Annotated in this window: 22 protein-coding genes; 13 read left to right on the plus strand and 9 right to left on the minus strand. The window is 41.8% G+C overall.

Annotation, left to right across the window (positions count from 1 at the left end):
- Positions 1-50: 50 nt before the first annotated feature.
- Both NH153_RS04130 and exaC read right to left on the minus strand, forming a co-directional pair.
- Positions 51-536: an arsinothricin resistance N-acetyltransferase ArsN1 family B gene (locus tag NH153_RS04130; RefSeq protein WP_063701270.1), complete on the minus strand. Its 486-nt coding sequence runs from the start codon at positions 534-536 to the stop codon at positions 51-53.
- Positions 537-675: 139 nt separating this feature from the next.
- Positions 676-2,196 (minus strand): acetaldehyde dehydrogenase ExaC, encoded by a 1,521-nt coding sequence (exaC, locus tag NH153_RS04135; protein ID WP_063701273.1) that lies wholly within the window; start codon positions 2,194-2,196, stop codon positions 676-678.
- Positions 2,197-2,373: 177 nt separating this feature from the next.
- Between exaC and NH153_RS04140 the strand changes: the two genes are divergently transcribed.
- On the plus strand, positions 2,374-3,282 hold the full coding sequence (locus NH153_RS04140; protein ID WP_063701276.1) for an AraC family transcriptional regulator: 909 nt from the start codon (positions 2,374-2,376) through the stop codon (positions 3,280-3,282).
- On the opposite strand, the gene NH153_RS04145 is transcribed toward NH153_RS04140, so the two are convergent.
- A complete protein-coding gene (locus NH153_RS04145; RefSeq protein WP_063701278.1) occupies positions 3,272-3,943 on the minus strand; it encodes a YoaK family protein in 672 nt (223 codons plus the stop codon). The two genes, NH153_RS04140 and NH153_RS04145, sit on opposite strands and share 11 nt — an antisense overlap.
- A gap of 129 nt (positions 3,944-4,072) precedes the next feature.
- Between NH153_RS04145 and NH153_RS04150 the strand changes: the two genes are divergently transcribed.
- The gene (locus NH153_RS04150; RefSeq protein ID WP_063701281.1) at positions 4,073-5,104 is read left to right on the plus strand and encodes a LacI family DNA-binding transcriptional regulator; all 1,032 of its coding nucleotides are present in this window, start codon (positions 4,073-4,075) and stop codon (positions 5,102-5,104) included.
- Here the strand turns inward: NH153_RS04150 and gtfA are convergent.
- The gene (gene gtfA, locus NH153_RS04155) at positions 5,101-6,573 is read right to left on the minus strand and encodes a sucrose phosphorylase (RefSeq protein WP_063701284.1); all 1,473 of its coding nucleotides are present in this window, start codon (positions 6,571-6,573) and stop codon (positions 5,101-5,103) included. The genes NH153_RS04150 and gtfA overlap by 4 nt on opposite strands.
- Before the next feature lie 138 nt (positions 6,574-6,711).
- On the opposite strand from gtfA, the gene NH153_RS04160 reads away from it, so the two are divergent.
- The 3 genes from NH153_RS04160 (at position 6,712) to NH153_RS04170 (ending at position 11,757) form a co-directional block, all read left to right on the plus strand.
- Complete coding sequence (locus NH153_RS04160; RefSeq protein ID WP_063701287.1) at positions 6,712-7,932, plus strand: MFS transporter; 1,221 nt, start codon at positions 6,712-6,714, stop codon at positions 7,930-7,932.
- A 152-nt stretch (positions 7,933-8,084) separates the two neighbouring features.
- Positions 8,085-10,484 carry a TonB-dependent siderophore receptor gene (locus tag NH153_RS04165; protein WP_063701290.1) on the plus strand — a complete coding sequence of 800 codons (2,400 nt, stop codon included), beginning with the start codon at positions 8,085-8,087 and terminating at the stop codon, positions 10,482-10,484.
- Between the two features lie 187 nt (positions 10,485-10,671).
- On the plus strand, positions 10,672-11,757 hold the full coding sequence (locus tag NH153_RS04170) for a methyl-accepting chemotaxis protein (RefSeq protein WP_063701293.1): 1,086 nt from the start codon (positions 10,672-10,674) through the stop codon (positions 11,755-11,757).
- A 55-nt stretch (positions 11,758-11,812) separates the two neighbouring features.
- On the opposite strand, the gene NH153_RS04175 is transcribed toward NH153_RS04170, so the two are convergent.
- The gene (locus NH153_RS04175; protein ID WP_240494351.1) at positions 11,813-13,024 is read right to left on the minus strand and encodes a sugar efflux transporter; all 1,212 of its coding nucleotides are present in this window, start codon (positions 13,022-13,024) and stop codon (positions 11,813-11,815) included.
- 226 nt (positions 13,025-13,250) lie between these two features.
- Here NH153_RS04175 and NH153_RS04180 point away from each other — a divergent pair, with 226 nt between their 5' ends.
- Positions 13,251-14,765: a catalase gene (locus NH153_RS04180; RefSeq protein ID WP_156503613.1), complete on the plus strand. Its 1,515-nt coding sequence runs from the start codon at positions 13,251-13,253 to the stop codon at positions 14,763-14,765.
- A 58-nt stretch (positions 14,766-14,823) separates the two neighbouring features.
- Entirely contained in the window at positions 14,824-15,303 is a 480-nt protein-coding gene (locus NH153_RS04185) for an ankyrin repeat domain-containing protein (protein WP_082873987.1), read from the plus strand.
- A 44-nt stretch (positions 15,304-15,347) separates the two neighbouring features.
- On the opposite strand, the gene NH153_RS04190 is transcribed toward NH153_RS04185, so the two are convergent.
- The gene (locus NH153_RS04190) at positions 15,348-17,846 is read right to left on the minus strand and encodes a S8 family serine peptidase (protein ID WP_063701300.1); all 2,499 of its coding nucleotides are present in this window, start codon (positions 17,844-17,846) and stop codon (positions 15,348-15,350) included.
- A gap of 559 nt (positions 17,847-18,405) precedes the next feature.
- On the opposite strand from NH153_RS04190, the gene NH153_RS04195 reads away from it, so the two are divergent.
- From NH153_RS04195 to NH153_RS04220, 6 genes are all read left to right on the plus strand, one after another.
- Positions 18,406-19,920, plus strand: a complete 1,515-nt coding sequence (locus tag NH153_RS04195) for a curlin (RefSeq protein ID WP_063701303.1) — start codon at positions 18,406-18,408, stop codon at positions 19,918-19,920.
- 35 nt (positions 19,921-19,955) lie between these two features.
- Positions 19,956-20,348, plus strand: coding sequence for a curli production assembly/transport protein CsgE (locus NH153_RS04200; RefSeq protein ID WP_063701308.1), 393 nt, complete (start codon positions 19,956-19,958; stop codon positions 20,346-20,348).
- Complete coding sequence (locus NH153_RS04205) at positions 20,338-20,763, plus strand: curli assembly protein CsgF (protein WP_063701311.1); 426 nt, start codon at positions 20,338-20,340, stop codon at positions 20,761-20,763. Before NH153_RS04200 ends, NH153_RS04205 begins: the two co-directional genes overlap by 11 nt.
- Positions 20,763-21,536 carry a CsgG/HfaB family protein gene (locus NH153_RS04210; protein ID WP_063701314.1) on the plus strand — a complete coding sequence of 258 codons (774 nt, stop codon included), beginning with the start codon at positions 20,763-20,765 and terminating at the stop codon, positions 21,534-21,536. Before NH153_RS04205 ends, NH153_RS04210 begins: the two co-directional genes overlap by 1 nt.
- A 112-nt stretch (positions 21,537-21,648) precedes the next feature.
- Positions 21,649-22,047 (plus strand): hypothetical protein, encoded by a 399-nt coding sequence (locus NH153_RS04215; protein ID WP_063701317.1) that lies wholly within the window; start codon positions 21,649-21,651, stop codon positions 22,045-22,047.
- The gene (locus NH153_RS04220; protein WP_063701320.1) at positions 22,037-22,714 is read left to right on the plus strand and encodes a phytanoyl-CoA dioxygenase family protein; all 678 of its coding nucleotides are present in this window, start codon (positions 22,037-22,039) and stop codon (positions 22,712-22,714) included. The genes NH153_RS04215 and NH153_RS04220 overlap by 11 nt, the downstream gene beginning before the upstream one ends.
- A gap of 4 nt (positions 22,715-22,718) precedes the next feature.
- Here NH153_RS04220 and NH153_RS04225 read toward each other — a convergent pair whose 3' ends face one another.
- The 3 genes from NH153_RS04225 to NH153_RS04235 all read right to left on the minus strand — a co-directional run bounded on the left by NH153_RS04225 (position 22,719) and on the right by NH153_RS04235 (position 26,349).
- On the minus strand, positions 22,719-23,417 hold the full coding sequence (locus NH153_RS04225) for a helix-turn-helix transcriptional regulator (RefSeq protein ID WP_063528060.1): 699 nt from the start codon (positions 23,415-23,417) through the stop codon (positions 22,719-22,721).
- Between the two features lie 163 nt (positions 23,418-23,580).
- On the minus strand, positions 23,581-25,089 hold the full coding sequence (locus NH153_RS04230; protein ID WP_063701323.1) for a trehalase family glycosidase: 1,509 nt from the start codon (positions 25,087-25,089) through the stop codon (positions 23,581-23,583).
- A gap of 9 nt (positions 25,090-25,098) precedes the next feature.
- Positions 25,099-26,349 (minus strand): MFS transporter, encoded by a 1,251-nt coding sequence (locus tag NH153_RS04235; RefSeq protein ID WP_063701326.1) that lies wholly within the window; start codon positions 26,347-26,349, stop codon positions 25,099-25,101.
- Positions 26,350-26,410 lie beyond the last annotated feature (61 nt).

A 26,410-nucleotide genomic window follows, 5' to 3' on the forward strand; every position in this document is an offset into this window, starting at 1 on the left:
TTGTTGTCGAAAAGCCTGGCTTGTGTGTTCGCCGGGCTTTTTTATGCCCGTTATAAAATAACTTGCCAATACGCTACATCAATCCACTGCCCGAACTTTTTACCAACTTGCTTAAAATGCGCGACTTTTTGCATATTATGCTTCTCATGCAAGGCGATACTTGCTTCATTAGGTAATGCAATGCCTGCCATAACAGCATGTACATTTTGCATTTTTAACTGAATAAACAGAGCGGCGTAAAGTTGGCTGCCAATCCCCTTTGTATGACTATCAGCATCTAAATAAACCGAGATTTCCACTGAGTGTTGGTAAGCTTTTCGTGCTTTCCAAGGTGTTGCATAACAATATCCAATGACATTACCTTCAGCTTCAGCAATCAACCAAGGTAAGTCAGCATCAAGATTAGCCTGTATTCGCTTGGCTATTTCAGTACCTGTGATTGCCTCAACTTCAAATGTCACTGTACTATTAACAACATAGTGATTGTAAATTGCAGCAATGGCATCACTATCTTCAATCCTTACATTTCTGATCATGATTGAAAATTCCTTACTCAACATTAATTAATTGGTTAATTAATAACAGAAAAGTAAGTTTGGAAATACATATACGCAAAAATAAAAACGCCACTAGATGTGGCGTTTGGGTAGTTTCGACAACAATAAGAAATTGCTTTTAAAAGAAGCCCAGTGGATTCTCACTGTAACTTACTAATAGGTTTTTAGTTTGTTGGTAATGATCAAGGGCGAGTTTATGTGTTTCGCGACCTATGCCTGACTTTTTATAGCCGCCAAACGCAGCATGCGCAGGGTACATGTGATAGCAGTTGGTCCAAACACGACCCGCTTCAATCTTACGACCAAAGTGATATGCACGGTTCATATTTCGACTCCACACACCTGCCCCTAAGCCAAACTCTGAACTATTAGCAAGGGCTAACGCTTCGTCTTCATCTTTAAAAGTCGACATTGAAATAACCGGGCCAAAAATCTCTTCTTGGAACACACGCATGTCGTTAGTGCCTTTTAATAGCGTTGGTTGAATGTAGTAACCGCCATTAAACTCATCAGACAGTTGCTCGACTTCGCCGCCCGCAAGCACTTCGGCTCCTTCTTGTTTACCAATTTCGATGTAGCTTAGGATCTTATCAAACTGAGCTTGTGATGCTTGAGCACCCACCATGGTTTCGGTATCAAGTGGATTACCCCGTTTAATTTGTAGAGTTCGGGCAAGAACACGTTCAATAAATTGCTCGTAAATATCTTCCTGAATAAATAAACGCGATGGGCACGTACACACTTCACCTTGGTTAAAGTACGCAAGTACAGCCCCTTCAATCGCCTTACTCAAAAACTCATCGTCTTTTTCCATTACATCGTTAAAGAAGATATTTGGCGATTTACCACCTAGCTCAACCGTCGAAGGAATAATATTATCAGCAGCGCATTTTAAGATATGTGAACCCACTGGCGTTGAACCTGTAAAGGCAATCTTCGCAATTCGAGTACTGGTTGCCAGCGCTTCGCCCGCTTCTTTACCATAGCCATTTACCACATTTAGAACACCTGCAGGCAACAAGTCACCAATCACTTCAAGCAGTACTAATATAGATGCAGGGGTTTGTTCAGCTGGTTTTAAAACAATACAGTTACCCGCAGCAAGGGCTGGTGCAAGTTTCCACGCAGCCATCAACAATGGAAAGTTCCAAGGAATAATTTGCCCTACTACACCTAGTGGCTCATGAAAATGATAGGCCACCGTGGTTTCGTCTATCTCACCGATTGAGCCTTCTTGCGCGCGCACACAACCTGCGAAATAGCGAAAGTGATCAGCCGCGAGTGGCACATCTGCCGCAAGTGTTTCACGAATTGCTTTACCGTTATCCCAGGTTTCGGCCACAGCCAGCATTTCTAGGTTTTGTTCAATGCGATCAGCAATTTTTAATAAAATATTGCTACGCTCTGTGACTGACGTAGTTCCCCATGCCGCTTTTGCATCGTGGGCTTTATCAAGTGCCAGTTCGATATCTTCTTTTGATGAACGAGGAACTTTACAAAACACTTTACCGTTTACTGGGCTGATGTTTTCAAAGTACTCTCCCTTTACAGGGGCAACCCATTGGCCACCAATATAATTCTCATACTGCGCTTTAAAGTTAACTTTTGCGCCTTCACTACCTGGATTTGCATAAATCATAATGTGTTCTCTCTTCAAATTGTTGTGTTTTATTTAGCATTGACTAAATTATGCGGTAGGTTATTGTTTAATGAACCGCTAACAGTTGAAGTTAGCTCAGTTACTGAAAACACACTTGATTCCCAGTCCAGACTTTTTGACTATTTGTCCAGAATTTAGGACGACAGCGAGGCAACAATGAACACATCAGTTAGCAATAGAAGTTTAGATAAAAAACGACAACGTATTGATGTGCTTATTGAAAATAAAGTCAGTTTTGCGGGCGAACATGCTGAATTAAGTATTTACGACACCTATTTAGATGCCCAAAAAGTGGCGTTACATTCCACTGAATTATTATTTTGCGGCATGATCAGCGGTAAAAAAATCATGCATGTCGCCGACAGTGATTATCATGAAGAGTTTTTACCAAACCAGTCATTTGTACTTGCCCCAGAGCAAGGGGTGCTAATCGATTTTCCCAATGCATCTCTTAATCAACCAACAACCTGTTTAGCGATTGAAATCAGTACCGACAAAATAAGCCAAGTAGTTGATGCTCTTAATTTTAACCAGAAAATTACCCAAGATGACTTTTTTCAATATCAAGCCAAGTTAGTGCACGCACAGCATAACCTGCAAACTCAACAACTGCTTGAGCGGATGATCTCCCTGTTTAGCGAAAATGAGCAACACCGTGATTACTTAATTGATTTATCACTTAATGAACTCATAACCCGCCTGTTACAGCAGCAAAGCCGAGATTTAATGATTGCAAGTTGTAAGCAAGGCAAGCTCACAACCCCATTAAGCCATGTAATTAGTTATATAGAACAGCATCTTGCAGAGAATATTGATATTGATGTGTTATGCAAGATAGCCTGTATGAGCCGCAGTAAATTTTATCAGCAATTTAAGCTGGCATTTGGTGTTACGCCCGCTCTTTGGCAACAGCAATTACGCTTACAAAAAGCGTATAAACTGCTCGAAAAAGGCGAGGCAATTAGCCAAGTTTGTTACCAATTAGGCTTTAATAACCCAAGCCATTTTAGCCGTGTATTTAAACAAGCCTTTGGCGCAACCCCAAAGAGTATCGCTAATCATTAAGTTCTGGATTGCGATGAGAATAAACGCGATAGGTTAAGGCTAGTAGAATACAAATAGCACTTGGCACATAAAGCGCCGCAAAGGTCATTTTTGCAAATAACCACGCCCCTGCTAAGCCACCAAATATAAAGCCAATAATGATTAGGCCGAACAGTTTAGCCTTACGTTTATCAAGCGCCTCGCCACGTAAAACCCGACCAAACATAATACCTAAATCAGTAAAAATACCCGTTACATGGGTTGTACGCACAATTGCACCACTGTAAGTTGTTGCCAAGGCGTTTTGTAATCCACATGCCGCAGACGCTAAAAAGTGCCCGTAGCCAGAGCCATTAAACAATAGCCAAAGTGCGCCCAGTAAAAGCCCTGCTTCAATGAATAATGCAGTGTCGTAATGACGACCTAGTTTAAGTGCTGAACTATGTAGCAAAAAACCAGCAATACCAGACCCAACTAAAAATGACAGTAATACGCCTAATAAATGCAAAGCATCAAGGCTATTACCATGTATAAGATCTGCGCCAAGCAAGGTGGCAGTTCCCGATAAATGCGATACCGCTTGATGTTCAAAGCTAAGTAAACCAACTGCATTCACACACCCAGCCACCAGCGCCAAAATAAATGCGCCAATCTCAACCCATTTTGGTAACTTAGAAATCACTCGCTACTCGCCTTTTTCTCACACTCGTACTCATTCTTTTATGGTACGCCTATTTTTATGACTAAAAACACTTTTTTTCGACTCTTTATATGGTAATTTACAATTAAGTAAATCGATTAAGAACCTACAATGACAAAGCCAAAAAGTTGGACGCTGAAAAGTATTGCCCAAGAGTTAGGTGTTTCAAATGCCACCGTATCAAATGCGTTTAACCGCCCTGATCAATTATCGAAAGCACGCCGCGAAGAAATTTTGGCTGCCTGTAAAAAGCTCGGCTACTTTGGCCCTAACAAGGCGGCGCAATCATTACGCCGAGGCACCTTTAATATTGTTGCTCTAGTATTGCCAGACAGCGTTGAATATATGGTATCAGATCCGGTTGCTAGCAGTTTTATGCGCGGTGTATCAGCAGTACTCGAAAAAAATGGTATTAACCTTTTATTATTTTCTGGTAACAGCGATAACCTTAATAGCGTGGTCGATTTTGTTGATGGCTTTATTTGTTATGGTCGCCCTCGTAACAAGCAACTTGTGGAACAATTAAAACAGGTCGCAAAACATGTGGTAACGGTTGATTTTAATATCGGTCGCGATGCCTCAGTAAACGTAAACAACCAACAAGCCAGCTTTGATATTGCCAAACATGCACTGCACAAAAGTGATGATCGGGTTGCTATTTTAGGCCTGCGTTTACTTGATAACGACGTATTATGCCGAGTATACGAACATCATGAGTTTGAAGCAGGTCAGTCGATTGCTCATCAACGACTGCGCGGTTATCACCAAGCAATCAGCGATGCTGGCATCACCCTAGGTGATGATAGGACATGGAATATTCCTGAAAGCAGCGAGCGCTTTGCAAGCATTGCCGCCAAAGAAGCACTTAGCAGCACACCAAGACCAAACGTGTTGTTGTGCATGAGTGATTTAATCGCCCTTGCCGCCATGCGCGAAGCATTAAAAATGGGCTTATCTATTCCTGAAGATGTCAGGATTGTTGGCTTTGATGGCATCGATGAAGGCCAACGATTTGTGCCAAAACTCACCACTGTCCATCAAAATAGTGAAGAAAAAGGCCGCATTGCTGCGACCTTGTTTCTATCGAAAGAGCAGCAAACAGCCGAAATCGACTATCAACTGCAATTGGGTCAAAGTAGTTAAGCTAAAAAGTCAGCCAAATCAACAATGCGTTGTTCGCCTTCACGGTGATCAACAATGATCACTTCACGGCTAGCAAAATCAACTTTTAACTCGATTGAGCTGGTATCATCATGCCAGCTTAAACGACACACACTGCCTTCACCTTTTGCAATAAACTCACCGTTAAATGCTGGGTGCTCATTACGTAATTGAATCAGCTTGATCAAACCTTTCACCACAGGTTTAGCAAGTGCAGCATCAATGTCTTGCGCATTTAAGTAAGGGCGATTGATATCACGACCGACATTGGTACGAGCCAGTAATTCCATATCGTTTTCACAAGCGAACAGGCCACCATAATAAACTTGTGGAATACCTGGCGCGAAGAACTGAATTGCACGCGCTAATAAATAATCGAAGTCATCTGCGCCTAAAGCATTGTAATATGTGCAGTTTACTTGATATAAATCGACATTACTTGCTGCTGCACCAGTTGCTAGGCGGCTTTGCCCTTCACTCTTTTCATGAATGGTTTCAACCAAGTTATCAATTTGCGCTGCGTTTAATAGACCCGGTTTATCACCCATTGGGCCTGCGTCAATGATGCCAATGCCATCATGGGTATCGAGAACCGTTAAACAGTTACGCGGCGAAATGGTTAGCCAATTCAGTAATGCTTGCGCATCATTGCTAAACAAACTGTGTAAAATGAGGGGTGGTAAAGCAAAGTCATAAACCATATTTACACGTTTTGCGACTTCAACCTGAGTTTGAAAATGGCTATGGATCTCAGCAATGGTTTCCATACCCGCTTCATTTGCTTGCGCCGAAAGCTTATTTAAATAGTCAAAGGTTTCATCCAACATAAAGCAATTTGTGCCAGCTTCTTTAATCGCATAACCCGCCGCATCTAAACGAATAATGTTGACATTATTATCAGCAAACTTGCCAAGCACCGTATTTAAATACTCGATACCCGCCGTTGATTTCACATTAATATCAATTTGGTTATCGGTAAATGTGGTCCAAAAATCATAGGTTTGGCCATCACCACAGGCAATAGGTGTAAAGCAGCTACCCGGACGCGGACGATAAATCGCTTGCTGCTCAGCCTCAGACATGCCATTTGGGAATACATCGTCTTTAGTTAAAAATAAATCCCAAAATTCAGATTGCTTGCCTTTCGCAAGTACATCTTTAAATTGGAAAGACTGTGCAGAAACATGGTTAACAATCAAGTCAGCCATTAAGTCATAGTTTGCACCTAGCACGTTAATGTCGTCCCAGCTACCAAGACGCGAGTCGACTTCACTATGATCAATAGGATCAAAGCCAGCATCACTGCCATCAATCGGATTATAAAATGGCAACAAATGTACACCTGCAAACACATTGTTAAGTGGGCCATTTAATAAATTACTTAATTCATCAATACCTTGACCAGTAATACGGTCTGCGTAGGTGATTAATTGCACTTTATTGTTGATCATAATTGTTAATACCAAGTTGAAACTTAATCGATTAAGATATATCTTTAACCACGACAGCAAATTATTCAAGCAGTTTTTATAGTTTTTATACACTAATATACATAGTAAAGGCGCAGACCTTTCGGTGGGGAAACAACAATGAGTAGAACACACGACCCTTTGCAAACCATTAGATGGCTGACATACATGATGTTTTTTATGTTTGCGATGACCTCTGATGCAGTTGGTATGATCATACCTGAGCTTATCAATGAATTTAATTTAACTATGACCCAAGCCAGTGCCTTTCATTATGCACCGATGGCTTTAATTGCTTTTAGCGGCCTGTTTTTAGGCTTTTTAGCCGACAGTTTTGGTCGCAAACAAACCATCATGCTAGGACTTGGCATCTTCGCTATTTGTTGTTTCCTGTTCTCAGTTAGCAGTAGTTTTAGCATATTTGTAGTGCTGCTTAGCTGTATTGGTCTTGCAATTGGCTTATTTAAAACTGGCGCCTTGGCACTGTTAGGTGATATTTCTAAAAACAATTTAGAGCACACAAAAACCATGAATTTGGTCGAAGGTTTCTTTGGTGTTGGCGCCATTGTAGGCCCTGCCCTTGTCAGTTTTTTAATCACCCAAAAGGTTAGCTGGACCTACCTTTACGTTATCGCTGGGATTTTATGTTTAATTTTAACCTTAATTGCTTGGCGTGCAGATTATCCAAAACCTAAAAAGCTTGAAGAACACGCAAAACCGGCCTCTCTTGCAACCACCATGAGTATGATGAAAAACCCATATGCACTGGGCTTTTCGCTAGCGATTGCTCTTTATGTTGCAACCGAAGTGGCAATATACGTTTGGATGCCTACTCTTCTTGGTGATTACAACGGCCCGTGGCAATTGCTAGCAACCTATGCATTGACTTTATTTTTCATTTTACGCGCTGCTGGGCGGTTCTTAGCGGTGTGGCTGTTAAACCACTTAAGCTGGCAAGCGGCAATGCTGTATTTAAGCTTAGGAATTGCGCTGTGTTATTTAGGTTTAATCTTCGGCGGTGTTGATTGGGCGGTATTCTTACTCCCTTTATCTGGGCTATTCATGTCGATGATCTACCCCACTTTAAACTCAAAGGGTATTTCTTGCTTTGCGGTGCAGCAGCACGGAGCTGTTGCTGGGGTTATTTTGTTTTTTACCGCCCTTTCGGCTGCTGCAGGCCCATTATTAATGGGTGTGATCAGCGACTACTTTGGCCACATTCGTTACGGCTTTTATCTCGCAACAGGTTTCGCATGTTTACTGTTTTTAGCCATGCTATATAACTACTTACGTAACCCTGCTGAGCAAGCTTTAGCGCAGCACAGTGCATTAAGCCACTAATTAAAAATCGTTAAAAATCAATTATCGAACATAAATTGTGCAAGTTTTTCACTAAAAAGACTTGCACTGTGTAAAATTATTGTTATCTTTGCTTAATCGATTAAGATAGCAATTTAGACAACAAACCATCTGGGATTGAGACGAGGCACATTATGACAACACACAAACATGCCCTTTACACATTAAGCGCGCTTGCATTAGCAGTAAGCCAAAACTTACACGCAGAAGAACAAGCACAACCTGAGGCTAAAAAAAGCGGCCTTGAAACAATCGTTGTAACCGGTGTACCACGCCGTACAACCATCATGGCATCGAGTTCTTCGGTTAGCAGTGTGACATTAGCTGAAATTGAAGTATCAACACCACGCTCTACCGCAGAAGCATTCAGAACAATCCCGGGTGTACGCTCAGAGTCGACGGGCGGTGAAGGTAATGCGAATATCGCGGTACGTGGTTTACCGGTTGCATCGGGCGGTGCTAAATTCTTGCAACTGCAAGAAGATGGCTTACCTGTTATGCAGTTTGGCGATATTGCCTTTGGTAACGCAGATATCTTCATGCGCTTAGATTCAACAGTACAAAGTGTTGAATCAATCCGTGGTGGCTCAGCGTCGACAGCAGCAAGTGATGCCCCAGGTGGTATTATCAACTTTATTTCAAAAACGGGTGAGAACGAGTCAGGTAGTGTATCAACCACTGTTGGCCTTGATTATGACTCAATTCGTACAGACTTTGAGTATGGTACTTACCTAAACGACAGTGTGCGCTATCACATTGGCGGCTTTGTTCGCCAAGGCGAAGGCCCGCGTGAAACTGGTTATACATCTAATAAAGGTGGCCAAATTAAGGCAAACCTAACCAAAGAGTTTGATGCCGGTTATGTACGTGTGTACTTTAAACACCTCGATGATAAAAGCGTAGGTTACCTACCTATGCCTATGTATTCAAATGGTGACTCAATCCCAGGGTTTGATTCACAATCAGATACGCCGCATTCAGCACTTTTCACACAAACGCTGCGTTTAAATGGTGATAACCAAATCAGCACGGGCGATATGACCGATGGTATGAACCCAGTTGTTACCTCGGTAGGTTTTGAAGCAGCATTTGATTTAGAAAACGACTGGCGTATCGAAAACCGCTTTAGAACATCATCAGTAAGCGGTAACTTTATTTCTCTTATTCCTGCAGAAGTTGCATCTGCAAGCTCTATCGCTTCTAGTATTGCTGGTGATGGTGCATCACTTGTATATGCCAATGGCGGTTCAGCAGGCGAAGCCTATGGCGATGACGATTTAGCAATGCGTATTCACACATTCGATGTAACGCTAAATGACATGGGTTCAATTGTTAATGACCTTAAATTAACTAAGTCGTTCTCTGATGACACCAGTGTAACCTTTGGTTACTTTGCATCAAGCCAATCAATCGATATGTCGTGGCTTTGGAACTCATATGTTATGGAGCTTAAAGGCGACAACGCTGCATTACTTGACGTTTACGCTGCAAATGGCGACAGCTACTCAGATAATGGCTTGTACGCTTATGGCACACCTTACTGGGGTAACTGCTGTCAACGTAACTACGATACTGAATACGAAACACGCGCACCTTACATTAACTTAGCCACTAAGTTTGGCGATTTAAGCATTGATGCAAGTGCTCGTTATGATTCAGGTGAAGCACGCGGTAACTACGCAGGTGCAGTAACATCGACTATTGATATGAATGGCGACGGTACTATCTCAATTCCTGAGCAAAGTGTTGTTGGTATTGATAACGCGAACCCAAGCATTGTTAACTACGACTGGCACTACAGCTCATACTCAATTGGTGCGAACTACCAAATTGATCCAAGCTTTGCGACATTTGCCCGCTTAAGTAAAGGCGGCCGCGCAAATGCAGACCGCTTACTATTCGGTAAAGTAGAAGCTGACGGCTCAGTTGCCGAAGCGGATGCAATTGATGAAGTAAACCAATACGAAATCGGTGTGAAAAAACGTTTTGATTCGCTATCAGTTTTTGCTACAGCGTTCTACGCAGAAACTGAAGAGCAAAACTTTGAAGCAACATCACAAAAATTCTTCGACCGCGAGTACGAAGCAAAAGGTATTGAGGTTGAATCAACCTACTACGTTGGTGATTGGGATTTCCGTGGTAATTTTACTTGGACAGACGCAGAAATTGCTAAAGATGCGTTATCGCCAGAGTTAGTCGGTAATACACCACGTCGTCAAGCTGACCTAATCTACTCACTAATGGCAACTTACAACTTTGACAAAGGTGCTGCTGGTCTTAGCTTTATTGGTACAACGGATGCTTACGCACAAGACAGTAACGACCTTAAATTTGATGGCTATACACAAGTGAATGGCTTTGTAAGTTACAACCTGTCTGAAAACTTAAGTCTTTCGCTTAACGTGAACAACCTGTTCGACACTGTGGGTATCACAGAAGCAGAAGAAGGCTCAGTACCAGATAACGACATTATCCGTGCCCGTACTATTAACGGCCGTACCACGTCGCTTACGTTAAAATATTCTTTCTTTTAACTCTCCTCCCTCGTTTTAGCCCAGTATTTACTGGGCTTTTTCGGCTTTAATAACCAATTTTTTCAACTACACTTAATCATATAGTCGTAATTACCCTCTTTCTAATAAAAAACACTGATAATAAGTTAATACTTTGATCTATAATCAGGATTGGTATAAGTCTTAACCATATAAATTAGGAACATACATGTTTGTCTCTAGCAAAAGCCACTCTTTACTCCAAGATCAATACAACGCGCTATTAGCTGAAGTTGAGGCACTTAAAGCCGACAATCACGTATTACGTGACGAAAACGAACGCTTAGAAGCAAAATTACATCAGCAAGCTGATGATGCAGACCAACTCTTCCTTGCCAACTTATTGAATAGTTCGATTGAATGTATCACGCAAATTGAGGGCGTACGCCAAACTGTACTCGACTCATACCTTGTTATCGAAGAAGAAAGCCAAGTTACTTTACAAATAAGCCAACTATTAAACGACTCAAATAACGCCCTGCAACATATTGTCAGTGAAATGGCGAGTATGGCAGGCAAAATGGGCAGCATGACCAGTAACATTACGGGTCTGTCTGATATGGCCGATAGCATCAACACCTTTGTATCAACCATCTCTAAAATCTCTGATCAAACCAACTTACTTGCGCTAAATGCCGCAATCGAAGCTGCCCGAGCGGGTGAAGCTGGTCGTGGCTTTAGCGTTGTTGCCGACGAAGTGCGTACGCTTGCAACCAACACCAATAAATCAGCACAAGAAGTGTCTGATCTAGTAAAAGAGATCATCAACAAAACCAGCGAAACGGTGACCTCAGTTGAAGATATCCAGCAAAATAATACTCAGCTTTCAACAAGTTTTGATACGCTAAACAATGACTATGGTTCAATCATGAGCCACTGTGATTCGATGAAAGAAACCATTATTAATGCTGCTACGCGCTCATTCGTGCAAACCGTAAAACTAGATCACATTGTTTGGAAAGGTGAAGTCTATGCGGTTGCTAATGGCACAAGTAACAAGTCGATTGATGACTTTTCAGATCACACTATGTGCCGATTAGGTAAATGGTATAATTCAGAGCAATCAAGTAGCTTCAAACAGCACAATGCTTATCGTCAATTAGAAGAGCCACATCGTGAAGTTCATCGCAATGGTGTTGAAGCGTTAGTCATGCTGCAAACAGGCAATAAAGACGCAGCGATTAATCACATAAATAAGATGGAAGCAGCCAGTGAACGAGTCATGCATTTACTGGATCAAATCGCCAATGGCTAATGCCTAATTACTAAAAATAATAAAACCGAGCTCCGATGCTCGGTTTTTTATCAAGTTACTCAACTAAGCCTTCTTGCAGTACTGGCATAACAGCTTCTTGCTGCTCTTGGCGCTTCACATAACTAAACAACATTAAACATCCAAGGGCTAAACTTGCAGCTAGCATAGAGCCAAGGGTTGCAAACCTAAAACTATAAAACTGTGCGACAACCCCTGTTGCCCCAGCCCCGCACATAACACCCAGTTTAATGGCGTTCGTGTAAAACGCTGAGGTAAACCCTATTCGTTCGGGGAGCTGATCTTGTAATACGGTTAAGCCAATGCCCGCAAAAATACCGTAAAACAGCCCATTTAAAACTTGCAACGCGATTAAATGCCATACTTGAGTGGCAAAAAACACCCCTAAATAAAATACAATGGCACAACAAAATGCCACCGCAAGCATCGCAACTTTACTGTATTTTCTAGCAAGCTTTGCCCCATACAGCATGATAGGAATTTCTAACAGTGCCACCACACCCATAAACAGCCCCGGTGTATGTTCAGCAAATCCTAGTTCAGTAATGCTATAAAGCGGCAGTGCCGATGAATACATAATATTGCCCGTTGAACCAAGCATAATAGCTAAACCCAACAACCAAAATGATAAACTCGCTGCGGCTGCAGGCTCTCTGCCATTTTGTGATTTTTTAGCGCTGTAGTCAGGAATAAACTTAAATGCGAAGATTAGCGCAACCAAGGCACACACCGCAGCAAAGTAAAACGAGCGGCTAAACTCGCCTCCAGCGGCTAACAAATAACCAAGCGGCGGACCGCCCACCCAAGCAAAGGAAATAGCAGCTCGTAAACGCGAATTAAAACTGGTAATGTCGATGTTCTGTTGGCGCCCAGCCCATTGTCTTGCCACAGTCATCATTTGCGGAATTGCTGCATTGCCCATCGCAAGAAACAACACGCCTGCGAGCAAGACTTGCCAAAATGCAGTGGCATTCGCAAAGGTCACTAACGCACACACCATACCTGATACAGCCACCATAAATAACTTTCGCGCACTGGTGCCTTTATCAGCCATGCCACCTAGCCACTGACTAATAACTAACCCAGTAATGGTGACCACCACCATATAAACACCTAAATACACGGGCGGTGTTTGCAGCCCCTCTACAATGAATAAGCTCATCAACGGGTTAACAAATGCTCCCATTAACCCAGTTAGCATACTTAGAAGAATAAAAATTACACCATGCTGTTTCAGCAATGCTTTCACTCGCAACCCCACATTAATACGACACGTGAACAGATATTTAAAGGGCGCAAATTATACACAGTTTTAGCGAAGACTTCATTTTGTAATACAAATTAAATTAAGCCCACCATTAATAGTTAAAACCTATCACAACGATAGAAACAATCAGTTTTACCAAATAAAAACACCTTCATATAATGGCTGCAACAAAACGCCAATGCCTTGGTGACTTATGAAGAGGTTTATTATGAAATTTAATCGCACACTGACTTTAAGCACACTTGCTCTTGCAATCAGCCTTCCGGCATCTGCTGCTACACTTACCAAAGACAATGGTGCAGCTGTGGGTGACAACCAAAACTCTATTACAGCTGGCCCGCGTGGCAGCGTTTTACTTGAAGACGTTCATCTAATTCAAAAACTACAACGTTTTGCTCGCGAACGAATTCCTGAGCGTGTTGTTCATGCTCGTGGTACAGGTGCACATGGTGTGTTTGTTGCGAGTAAAAACCTTGAAGACCTAACCATTGCTGCGCCATTTGCACAAGCAGGCAAAGAAACAGAGGTATTTGTTCGTTTTTCATCGGTTATTCACGGTAAAGGTAGCCCTGAAACTCTACGTGACCCACGCGGTTTTGCTACTAAATTTTATACAGATCAAGGTAACTGGGACTTAGTGGGTAACAACTTACCGGTATTCTTTATTCGTGATGCGATTAAATTTCCAGATATGGTGCATTCATTAAAACCATCTCCGGTTGATAACATTCAAGATCCAAATCGCTTTTTTGATTTTTTCTCACATGAACCAGGTTCAACACATATGCTGACATGGGTTTATAGTGACCATGGAACACCAGCAAGCCTGCGTAAAATGGATGGCTTTGGGGTGCATTCTTATAAAATGGTCAACAAAGACGGTGACGTAAAATACGTAAAATTTCATTGGCTTAGCCAGCAAGGCATTGAAAACTTAAATGCTAAGCAAGTTGCTGAAGTACAAGGTAAAGATTTTCAGCATTTAACCCGTGATCTGTACCAAGAAATCAATAACGGTAATTTCCCGAAATGGGATTTATATATCAAAGTATTAGACCCATCTGAACTGGATGACTTTGATTACAACCCGTTAGATGCAACAAAAATGTGGTTAGGTGTTAAAGAGACCAAAGTAGGTACCATGACACTAAACCGTATGCCGGGCAACTTCTTCCAAGCAACAGAACAAGTCGCTATGGCCCCTGCGAATATCATTCCGGGTATTGAACCATCAGAAGATCGTTTATTACAAGGCCGTGTGTTTTCATATGCCGACACCCAAATGTATCGCCTAGGTGCAAACCACCAGCAGTTGCCAATTAACCGCGCCAAAGTAGAAGTGGTTAATTACAACCAAGACGGTGCGATGAACTTTGGCCATACTACTAGCAATGTGAACTATCAGCCAAGCCATGAAAACGTGCAAGAAAACCCAGTTGCTCGTAAGGCACAAACGAAGCTGGCTGGCTATGTTCAACAAGCAGCGATTAAAAAACAGCAAAACTTTGCTCAAGCTGGCGTGTTATATCAAAGCTTTACTAAACAACAGCGTACTAACCTGATCAACAACTTAGCGGGTGATTTAGGGAAGGTAAAAGATAGCAAGATAAAGCACATTATGCTCAGCCACTTTTACAAAGCAGACAGCGAATACGGTACGCGCTTAACCAAAGCCGTCGGCGGTAACCTAGCAACCGTGAAAAAACTAGCAAACTCACTTTAATTCACTCTCCCAACCTTGATGAGGAAGGCATACCCTTCCTCTTTTTTAGGAGTTAACTATGCGTATTTTTGCTTTTCTACTGCTGAGCCTTTTATTAACAAGCAACCCTGTTAATGCTGATCAGCAAACCGATTCACAGACACAATATCAAACCTTACTTGCTTATTATTTTGCTGCTGCGCGAACCGCAGAGAACGACATCATTGAACAATTTGTTGAGGCCGGATTACCAATCAACAGTGTTAATGAGAAAGGCTATACCGCGCTGATGATTGCCACTTACCATGGTCACAAACAAACGGTAAACCAACTGTTAGCATTAGGCGCCAATGCTTGCCTTGAAGATAAACGCGGCAACACCGCATTGATGGCCGCAATTTTTAGAGGTGAATTTAGCATCGCTAAAACGTTAATGAAACAAGACTGTGACACAGAGCATGCGAATAAAGCAGGGCAAACCGCCGAAGCATTTGCAGCACAATTTGGTCAACAGCATGTACTCGCTTTACTTACGCAATATAAGAAAGCGAAACAATAAAAAAAGCCCAGTGGGGAAACTGGGCTTTGAGCAGTGAAACAATGTTAGTCGAAGGACACTGTCACTGGGTTAGAACAAACAGTATCAGATACACACACTTGATATTCATAGCTTGGTAACTCAGCTTTACGCTCTACATCGCGATAGAAACCACGATCAGCGACTGTTTCAAGTAGTTCACCATTACGGTAGATGCTTACTTGATCAGCCACAGTTTGCCAGCTTAAATCAACACGCATAGTACCTAAACGTGTTTTGTTAGCACGTTTAACCGATAGCTCAATTTCAACATCAGATACCACAACCGTTTGCGTGAACGTATCTGTTTGACCTTCACTATCTGTCGCAGTTAGCGTCACTTCATAGCTGCCTGCTTGTGCGTAAGTATGCATAGGATCAGCATCTGTTGATGATGCACCGTCACCAAAATCCCACGCCCAAGCAACGATATCGTCATTGCTATCTGTGCTGGTGTTAGTGAAAGTGACGTTTAAGCCTGATGTTTCAAATGCAAAGCCTGCTTGTGGTGGCTGCGGGCTCACTTCACCAATGGCGCTAAACGTCAGTGACCAGCTGTTTAAAGTACCGGTATCAGCAGACAGTACGTCTTTGACATTAAGTACCCAATCACCTGTCGCAACTTCACCATTAAAGTTAGCCAGCGAATAGCTTTGTACTAAATCATCTGCACCGCCGCCAGACTGGCTGTGAAGTGTTGCCGTTGTACCTTGCGGCGACGTTAATGTAACGATTAAATCACCAATGTAAGTATGAGCAATATCAATACTTGCATCCGTTGAGAACACAGTCAGTTCATCAGCTACCGTAATCACCGAATCAATACCCGTGTCATTGTTATCTGGGATAGACACTGGTGTTTCATTTGAGAAAGTAAAGTCATTTAAGCCAACAGGGTTAACAAACAATGACGCACTGCTTTGTTTCGCTAACTCACCTGATGTAGCATCAACAACAAAACTATAACTACCCCATGCTGTTGCTTCTTGTGTTGGTACGGTAAGTGTAACTACATCACCTGGTACAGCTTCTGTTTGCGATAGTGTAGCGCCCGCTAAATCAGTTTGAAGAGCTAAGCTAACAACGCCTTCCCACTCGGCGATTGAACCGATTTCAAAGGTATAGGTTGCTGTTTCACCAGCGGTAATTTGCTGTGAACTTGGCGAAACTGAAATTTTGAAGCTCGGTGTTGGATCAGCTTGCTCAAGCGCTTGATTTACATTTAAGCGGTTGCCAGATACTGTTTTGCCTTGCAGCGCGTCATTTTGGTCGCCGCTATTCATTAACAACTCTTTAAGTTCAAGCGCTGTTAAGTCAGGATTGATCGAAAGCACGAGTGCTGCTGCACCTGCAACATGTGGTGTTGCCATTGATGTACCAGAATAGCTAGCGTAACCATTGCCCGGTACCGTTGATAGAATTGCACTACCTGGTGCACCTAAATCAACACTTGTTAAACCCCATTGTGAAAAGCTCGACATGTTATCTCTGTTGTCAGTACTGGCTACTGATAACACGCTGTCATGCTCGTAGTTTGACGGATAGTGAGGGTTTTGATCGTTATCAACCGCATCGTTACCCGCTGCCGCTACAAATAGAATATCAGCTTGTTCACTTGCCGTAATAGCATCTGCCAGTGCTTGGCTAAAGCCACCGCCACCCCAGCTGTTATTTAAAACACGTACATTTACGCCTTGGTTTTTAAGATCAACCATGTAATCGATACATTTAATTGCATCAGAAGTTGAACCCGTACCATCTGCACTTAAGAATTTACAACCCACGATTGATACTTCGTGGTTTACACCGACAACACCCGTGCCGTTGTTACCAGACGCACCGATTGTGCCCGATACGTGAGTACCATGGCCTTGGTCATCCATTGGATCACCTGAGTCGGTAATCGCATTAATACCGTGCACGTCATCAATATAACCATTACCATCATTATCGATACCATCCCCCGGGATTTCGCCAGGATTGATCCATGCGTTATCAGCTAAATCTTCGTGGCTATAATCAACACCGGTATCAATTACACCAACAACAACTTCGCGGCTACCGGTTGAGATTGACCATGCTTCAACTGCATCAATGTCAGCATCGACGACACCACCTGTTTGACCTTCGTTGTGTAAACCCCACAGCGACGAAAAATCAGGATCATTAGGTACACTCGCAATCGATACACGGTAGTCAGGCTCTACATATTCAATAGCAGCATGGTTTTGTAGACGCTTGATAGCTTCTTTGCTGCTCATACCTGCAATTTTAAATTTAGCTAAACGGCCAGACAAAATAGCTGAATAGTTATCATCGACACCATCTTTGTTGATATCGCTGATGGTGGCTTTAACTAAGCTACGAGCATGGGCGCGCATTGCAGCAGAGGTGCCTTTTTTATACATAACAAGTACAGAGTCTTCACTTGCACCAACGACGGTTGTTTTTGCTGGTGTGCTGACTTGTGCAGCACCTAAACATGGTAATAAGGCTAGGCTTAATACAGATAATTTAGTTTTCATATTTACTATCCATAATTAGTTGAACTGATCGAATCGCTATGACTCGACCACCAAAGCTCATTACTTCTGAATGATGAATATCACGTGGCATATTTCATAAATGGCAAATTGCAGATAACAGGCAAGAAAAAAAATGATGCTAAGTTTAAATCCATACTTTTTTGCTGATTGAATCAATAAAAATACGTCCAATTCACACTTTTTTGTGAAAAAAGCACCCTTAATGATCCATTAATATTTCTCCAACTTTTTTACTGCTTTTAAATAAAAAACCATACTAAAACCTATACAAACACACATAACCAATTGAAAATAAATAATTTATAAAAACCACAAAAACTGATGATTTTATATTATTCCAAATCTGTCTAAAGTAATTTCCTTGTTATTTGTATGACCTCATAGTCACAAATAACAACGTTGCTTCATTCACTTCTGATTGTTAGCTAACAGTTGAATATCACATAAATTAATCCGGCAAGGCATGCTGGTACATGGTTCTAAAAGCGAAAATAATAATTTTAGAGCTTTGATTAATAATAATTTAAAGGAAATAATCATGAAGTTAAGAAAGTCTCTACTCACCTGTGCAATCACTATTGCGTTAGGTTCAAGCTTCGCAGCAAGTGCAAACACAGATGATAAAGCTCAATCTAGCTCGGAGCTTGCAAGCCAAGTATCAACACTGGGTGTGTCAAACTCAATTACCCTAGATCAAGTATCGGTTACCGGTGTTGGTAACGAGGCGGTTATTGCTCAACAAGGTACAGGTCATCGTGCAGAAACAGTCAGTGTGGGTGATGGCAACATGGTTGAAGTAAGCCAAGCACAAACATCAAACTTATCTCTTATCTACAACACAGGTGACGATAATACGGTTTCGCACAGCCAAAACGGCACCATGAATGGCGCATTGTCTGAAACCGTTGGTATCGGTAATGCTATTCGCGTTGAACAACAAGGCGCTGGCTTTTTTGGTATTAATAATGAAGCAATTAATATCATGGTGGGTGATGAAAATACCGCAACTGTCACCCAAGGTGATGGCGGCCATTGGTTCTACAACTTTGACTTACAAGGTAACAGCAACACAATCAGCGCAGAGCAAAGCGGCTTACTAAATGAAGCAACGTTCAATGTAATTAGAGGTGATGACAACAGCATCGAAGTAATGCAAGAAGGTGTTTTCAATGCGTTTACCTCTGATGAAGTAATTGGCAACGGCAATGAAATTACTATTGACCAAACAGGTTTCTTCAACAGCGCTGAGCTTACTTCGCTGCATGGTGATTATAACGAAGTTGAGTTTGAGCAAGATGGTGACTCTAACAGCGCATTAGTTGCAGAAATCACAGGCAATGACAACGAAGTTAAGTCTGATCAAGAAGGTAACAGCAACAGCTTTGAGTCAGGCGTGATTGTTGGCGATGGCAATACATTATTGGTCAATCAAAAGCATGACAGCAATACTGCTGGCTTAGATGCTATTGGTAACGACAACGAACTCACTGCGTTCCAAAATGGTAACGGTAATGATGTGTACTTAGGTGCAATTGGCGATAGCAATGAATTTGTTGCTAACCAAATTGGTGACGCAAACAGTGCTCACGTTGCTAACTTCAATGGTAGCGACAATAACGTCGATATCGCTCAAGGCGGCAATGAAAACACGGTTCTAGTACAGTCTTCTTACCCAGACCAATCTCTATCTTCAAACGATAATGACATTGCAATTAACCAGTTAGGTGACCTAAACGAAGCTGCGTTAACGTTTGCAAGCGTACTTGATAGCAATAGCAACCAAGTCGCTTTCACACAAGTTGGTGAACTGAATGCAATCGACCTTATTATGGAAGGTAGCAACAACTCTGTAGATATTAGCCAAACAGGCTCAGAGAACTTGGTTGCAGGTATCGGTGAAGGTGCATTCTTGCTAGGTGGTGAGGGTAACTCACTGGTCGTTGTACAAGACGGCAACGCAAACCTTGTTGAAGGCTCAATGATTGGCTCTAACAGCACAGTTGTTATCACTCAATTAGGTGATGGCAATGTCGCAACTGTAACCCAAGAATAATCGCTTAAGAGGGAGCTTTGCTCCCTCATTCCACTATGAAAATAATAAACTTACTACGTATATGTTGCATCGTGCTTGCAGCTCAAAGTACGACTAGTTTTGGTGAAGATCTCGAAATCGATGGCTTAGTACTCGATAGAAGTATTAGCCGATTTGGTCATCAATTTTATTTTGAATTTGCCAACCTATGGCGCGACTTACCTTCAACAGCAGGTTTTAATATCGAAATAAAAGAAACGGTATTACCCAGAGCGGGGACTCGACTTGCCTTAAGAATGAATAACCAAATAGTGTACGTCACTTATTTAGGACGTCGCTTAGAGCCATTAGATGAGCGTGTAAAACAAGCCATGTATAGCGTGATGGATGCCATGGCACGCAGTCAAATGCAGCAATCATCACCCGATATGGCAAAAGATGGATGGTAAAATGAAATACTTAACAACACTAATAATAATCCTCTGCCCTCTTTCTAGTTGGGCAACCGAACTCGTTTATACCCCAATTAACCCAAGCTTTGGTGGCAGCCCACTAAATGGCAGCATGCTACTTAACAAAGCGCAATCGCAAAATAAACACAAAGCGCCGGTTGTAGAACAGACCTACGGGGAAAAATTTCAAGATTCGTTAGAGCGTACCTACTTAAATAGAATGGTACGAGAAATCACAGATATGGCATTTGGTGACGAAATCGACGACAGCATCTTTAATGGTGACTCGACCTTTATGACGGGTGATTATGAAATTCAAATTATCACCAGTACCAGTGACACAATCACCGTTAGAATTACCAACACCGCTGATGGCACAGTGACAGTCATTGAAGTACCGAGGTTTGGATAATGAAGACACTCACATTAGCAGCAATGGTATTACTTCTGTCGGGTTGTTCAGCAATGGGCAATTTAATACCGCCGACTAAACAACTGGCAGACTCTCTTGAGCCAACCGAAACATTCCAGGCTTTACAAGCCCTTCCTCAACCAATGGGAAGCATTCCTGTGTCAGTGTACTCATTTCGTGACCAAACTGGGCAATACAAACCACAGGCAAATGTTAGCTCGTTTTCTACCGCAGTGACCCAAGGCGCCAACTCTATTTTAGTGCAAGCATTACATGAATCTGATTGGTTTATTCCGGTAGAACGCGAAGGTCTACAAAATATCTTAACTGAGCGTAAAATTATTCGCGCTGCGCAGGCCGAAAACGATAAGCTACCTGAATTGCCACCGCTCACGACAGCTAAGATAATCTTAGAAGGCGGTATCATTAGCTACGACACAAATATCAAAACCGGCGGGATTGGTATGGAATACTTTGGGATTGGCGCATCAGAGTTATACCGTGAAGATGCAATCTCAATTTATTTACGCGCTGTTGATGTTCGCACAGGCCAAGTTTTGCTATCCGTTGCGACAAGCAAAAAAGTGCTCAGCCAAGAAATGCGCGCAGGCTTCTTTCGCTATGTGAGCTACAAGCGTCTTGCAGAAGCAGAAGCCGGATTCACCGACAATGAACCTATGAGTATTTGCGTCACGCAAGCAATTGAAAAAGCGCTTAGCGACCTTGTATTAAAAGGTATTAGCAAAGGCATTTGGTCTGCAAAAGCAGTCTAATTTAATGAGTATATTATTGTGGCGCTGTACATCACAGCGCCCAATTTGAACTTTCTGCTTAATTATCCATCGAAATAAATACTTATAGCATTCAGTTAATTAAGTTTTATTTATGAAATGGATTACTTTCTCCAAATGCGCTTATTCTCTTATTGTTTTAGCCGCACTGATTACCCTAGTCATCACCATTGATAATTTTGACAGTTCAAAAAGTCTGCCAATTGGTTTTGTTTTATGGGGTATTTCGCCCTATTTATTAATGGCGTGGATGGTTGAACACAGTAAAACAAGAGTGACACAAATCGCCACGTTTATTGCCACTATTATGTGTGTCTTATTTGGTACTGTGACCATAGGTTCAATCTATTTTTCTCATGATGCACAATCAGCACTGGTGTTTCTTTTTGCGCCATTATGGCAATGGCTGGGATTATTAATACTGTGTATTCCACTGTACTTTATGAATAAGCTCACATCTAAATCGAACCGAGGCTCGAATAATGGAAGCTAAACGGAAACATGATTTTGAAGGCTACTTGCTTGAATCTGGATTTTTAAGCATCGAGCAAGTGGCTGAAATAGTAGCAGAAATAGAGCAACTACCTTCTAATCACCCAAAACATGGTTTGCGTCATGCTGATAAAAAGTTAGCAACAGTAGCAAAGCTAATAAGAATGCCCTACTTACAACAAAAAGCCGCGCAATTTTTATCGCCGAATGCGCAGGTTGTGAGGGTCATTTTATTCGACAAAAACCCCGATAAAAATTGGCTTGTTCCTTGGCACCAAGACCGAACTATCGCAGTTAGTCAACAACACGATCTAACTGGCTGGAAATTTTGGTCTATTAAAGATGGGCAGCATCATGTACAGCCACCTCGAGAGTTACTTGATAATATGGTCACCCTGCGTATTCACCTTGACAATACTACGGCTGAAAATGGCTGCTTAAAAGTTATCCCTAACAGCTATCGAAATGGAATTTTATCTAAAGCAGAGATAGACGAATATGTTGCTAATAAAAAAGCCATTGACTGTATTGCACAGGCAGGAGATTTATTAGTAATGAAGCCCCTACTTCTGCACAGCTCAAGTAAAGCATTAAAGCCAACACACCGTCGAGTGATACATATCGAATATTCTGATCAAACACTACCACTGGGATTAAACTGGCTATAGTTTGTCACTGTGTATTTTGTAAAGACAAACTCACTGCCATGTAATTTTGTGCCCAATTAGCCAGCTCCACGCGGTTACGCGATGCCGTTTTCTTGAATGCACTGTACAGATGGGTTTTAACTGTATGGTCGCTGATATTTAAACGCTCTGCGATATCTCGATTACTCGCACCTTGGGCAAGTAAGTGAATCACTGATTTTTCTCGTTTAGTCAGTAAGCTGAGGTCAATATCTGTATTTACCGAATCGTTACTAGCATTGAATTGGCTACGAGACATTGCTGACAGCATATGATTAAACGTAGTAGAAATACTTTTACGGCTAAAAAACAGCTCGCCATTGATCACTCTGACCAGCCCTGCAAAAATATCTTCAGGTGATTGATCTGCAAAAAACACCCCTTTAATGCCATTTAAAAGTAAGTTTTTTTCGCAAATTGCATTAGCGTCCGCATTAAAAATAACCACTAAATGTTGCTTAGCAAGTTGCACTAACTCAGCAGGTAATAAGTCTTTCCAATGTGCATCAGTGCTATCAATTAAATAAAGATTAAACTCATCGCGCATAGACTCATGAGGCAAGCTTGCATCGACTTTCACACGCATAAAAAACGCATCGAGTATTTTAATTAAATATTGATAATTTTGGCTGCGGTTTTGTAACCTTGGCTGTGTTTTTAGAAATACAGAAGTTGGTTGAATCATCTCATTTCTTCCTTGAAACATTTTATTCACAATACCCAATTTGGATACATGATTCAACCATTTATAAGCCTTTATTTTGGCAATTTACAACATTGCTAACCCATTTGGATGGCCAGACACCAAAGTTAACAGAATGTAAACCAACTATACCGCATCTCACCTTTTACAGCGAGTCATTGAGTAGTGTGTAAAAACGTGAAGTTACACCGTTTGTCCAACCAAACCCTTGCTGTACTGTGTATTCGCCACCACCTGCACGACTGACTAATTCGCACACATTATACTTTTCAAGCAGGCACTTATCCTCTGCAAAACGCATTTCGATCATACTCAGCCAGTTTTTCATGATCGCCTGTGCCTCGCTGACAAAGCCATACTCTGTTAAACCTTTTACAGCAAACCATTGCAGCGGCGCCCAACCGTTAGGACTATCCCATTGTTGTGGTGTACTACACAATGTTGTCACTAAACCACCGGGCTTTAAAAACTCACTCATCAGTTTTTGCTTCACTTGTTGAGCTTGTTGTACAGATGCAGCGCCTACAAACAAAGGAACAGCCATTGCCATCGAATCAACACTACTTTGCTGATTGAGTCGAATGTTGTAATCACGATAAACACCCGCCTCAGAATTCCAACAATAGGTATTAATTGCATCTAAGCGCAGTGTAGCCAGCTCAGCAATTGATTGACTCTTTTGTTCTTCACCAAGTAACCGATAAAAACGAGATAATGTATGCTCTAAGTTATACAGTAAGCTATTCAAATCAACCGGTATGATATTGGTTGTTTCAATGCTTTTTAGATCATCATGATCGCAAAGCCAACGGCTACTAAAATCCCAGCCAGACTCGCATGCCGCACGAATATGTTGAAAATAACGTTGCTGCTGCTCAGTTGTTAGCCCTTCAGCGTCATGTAAATCTTCTTTTAATGACTCTGGACGAGGTGTTGCCGCACTATCCCAATAGCGGTTTAAAATAGCCTTATTAGGCATTTTTACAACACGCCTAATAGCAGGCGTTTCACTGCTAAGATCATTACAGCCTTGCATCCAAAATTGATACTCAGCTTCAAGTGCTTTGACGGCGTTTGCCAGCCAAGTTAAATCTGCTTCTTGTTTATATTTAGCGTCCCATAGCATCGCTATCATTAACGCCAAAACAGGTGGTTGCGAGCGAGAGCTATAATAAACTCGGTTACCATTTGGAATACAGCCATTACGTTCTTGTAGGTCTATAAAGTTATTAACCATGGCTTCAATGGTGGCTAGGTCGCCACAATCTTCTAAACCCAAGGCTGTAAAATAACTATCCCAATAATAAATTTCTTGAAAACGACCACCCGGTACAATGTAGTCAAACTGCAAGGGCATTAGTGAGCTTGCTAAATCTGTATCAGCATTGCGATGCAAATGCGGCCATAAATCAAGAATATACTGTTTAACCGAAGTGGTATCTAATTTCGCAGTCGGAATAGACTGATCAGCAAACACAAAGTTCGACATCACAAATTCACGCAGCGCATCACCTTTTAAAGGGCCTACAAGTTGATATAACTCACAAGCACTTTGCCAAGATAAGTTTGGCACAGCATCGGCAAACATTTTTGAATCAGCAAACACTTCTGCTAGCTGTACGTCTTTAAATAATTGGCTATTAACGAAGTTCATGACAATCCCTTATTCTGCGCTTGAAGCCGCTTGATACTGTGGTTTTAGGGTAATTTTCTTAAAGATTGAAACGGTGATTAATAGCAAGGCTATTGGCACTAATGTGAGATAAAACGCATGCTGACCGCTAAATTTATCGAATACAAAGCCCGTAATAATTGAGCCTGTTGTTCCACCTAATGCTGAAAAAACCACAATTAAACCTGTCATAGCCGCATGCTTGTGCTTAGCAAGTGAACTCAGCATCACAGAGTTAAGTAACGGGTAAATCGGTGCCATAAAAAAGCCAATCAACGGCAGCATGTATGCTGCAAAAGGCACATCAAACACACTTTTCACTTGGCTACCATCAACATCGTGAGTCAAAGGCAGCACCAATAATACGAGCACCCCCATAGCGACCAAGCAGCCCATTAATAAACTAAACCAACTAATAAACCTAAGTACTTGCCCTGCTACCAAACGACCAAGCGCTAACGCAGCTGCAAACAAACTGGCAAGTTGGATACTGACATCAACAGGCAATTTTAAAACTTGGTTATTAAAGGTCGGTAGCCAAGTGCCCACGCCTTGCTCTATTAGTACATACATAAATGCACTAACAACAAAAATAAGCACAAGGGGTTGGTAAGTCAGCTTTAACATATCTATAAAGTCATGAAGCTGAGATTGCTGATTAGTTTTTAGTTCTGGCGATTTTATTGGTGCCGCAAGCACAGAAACAAACGCCACCGCAACAATCGCTGCAAGCAAGTAATAAACATTCAACCAGTGGCTACTTTGCGGGTCATCAGCGTCTATAAATAACGCAAAAATCCAATAACCCGACAGCACACCTAGCATAAACACCCCTTCAATGGTGTTTAATAACGCTGAATGTTTATTTGCATTATCAGTCACTTGACCAATAACAGAGTAAACAGAGATTTTCATTACTGCAAAGCTGCAACCAATTGCGGCAAAGAGCGCTTTTAATACCCAAAAGTCGGCAATGCTCGGAACAACCAAGCACATCACTGCAACCAGTAATAAAGCGCCAAGCATGGCAATTTTATAGCCTATACGAGGGATAAATGACGCCACTAAAAATGACACAATGGCAATACTAAGATCCTTAAATCCTTCAAGAACAGACGCCTGAGTTTTGCTTACATCTAAGCTATTGATTGCTTGTAAAATAACAGTGCCCACACTATTAAGCATAATAGCAAAGACAAAATAGCTGCATGCCAGCGCGATAGTTATTCTTATAGGATTCATTCACTTCAACCTACGATTATTTTTATTCAGTCTAGTTTAGCGCAAAACAAAATGCAAACGT

It is taken from the genome of Pseudoalteromonas gelatinilytica (assembly GCF_001641615.1).
GTDB classification, from domain to species: domain Bacteria; phylum Pseudomonadota; class Gammaproteobacteria; order Enterobacterales; family Alteromonadaceae; genus Pseudoalteromonas; species Pseudoalteromonas gelatinilytica.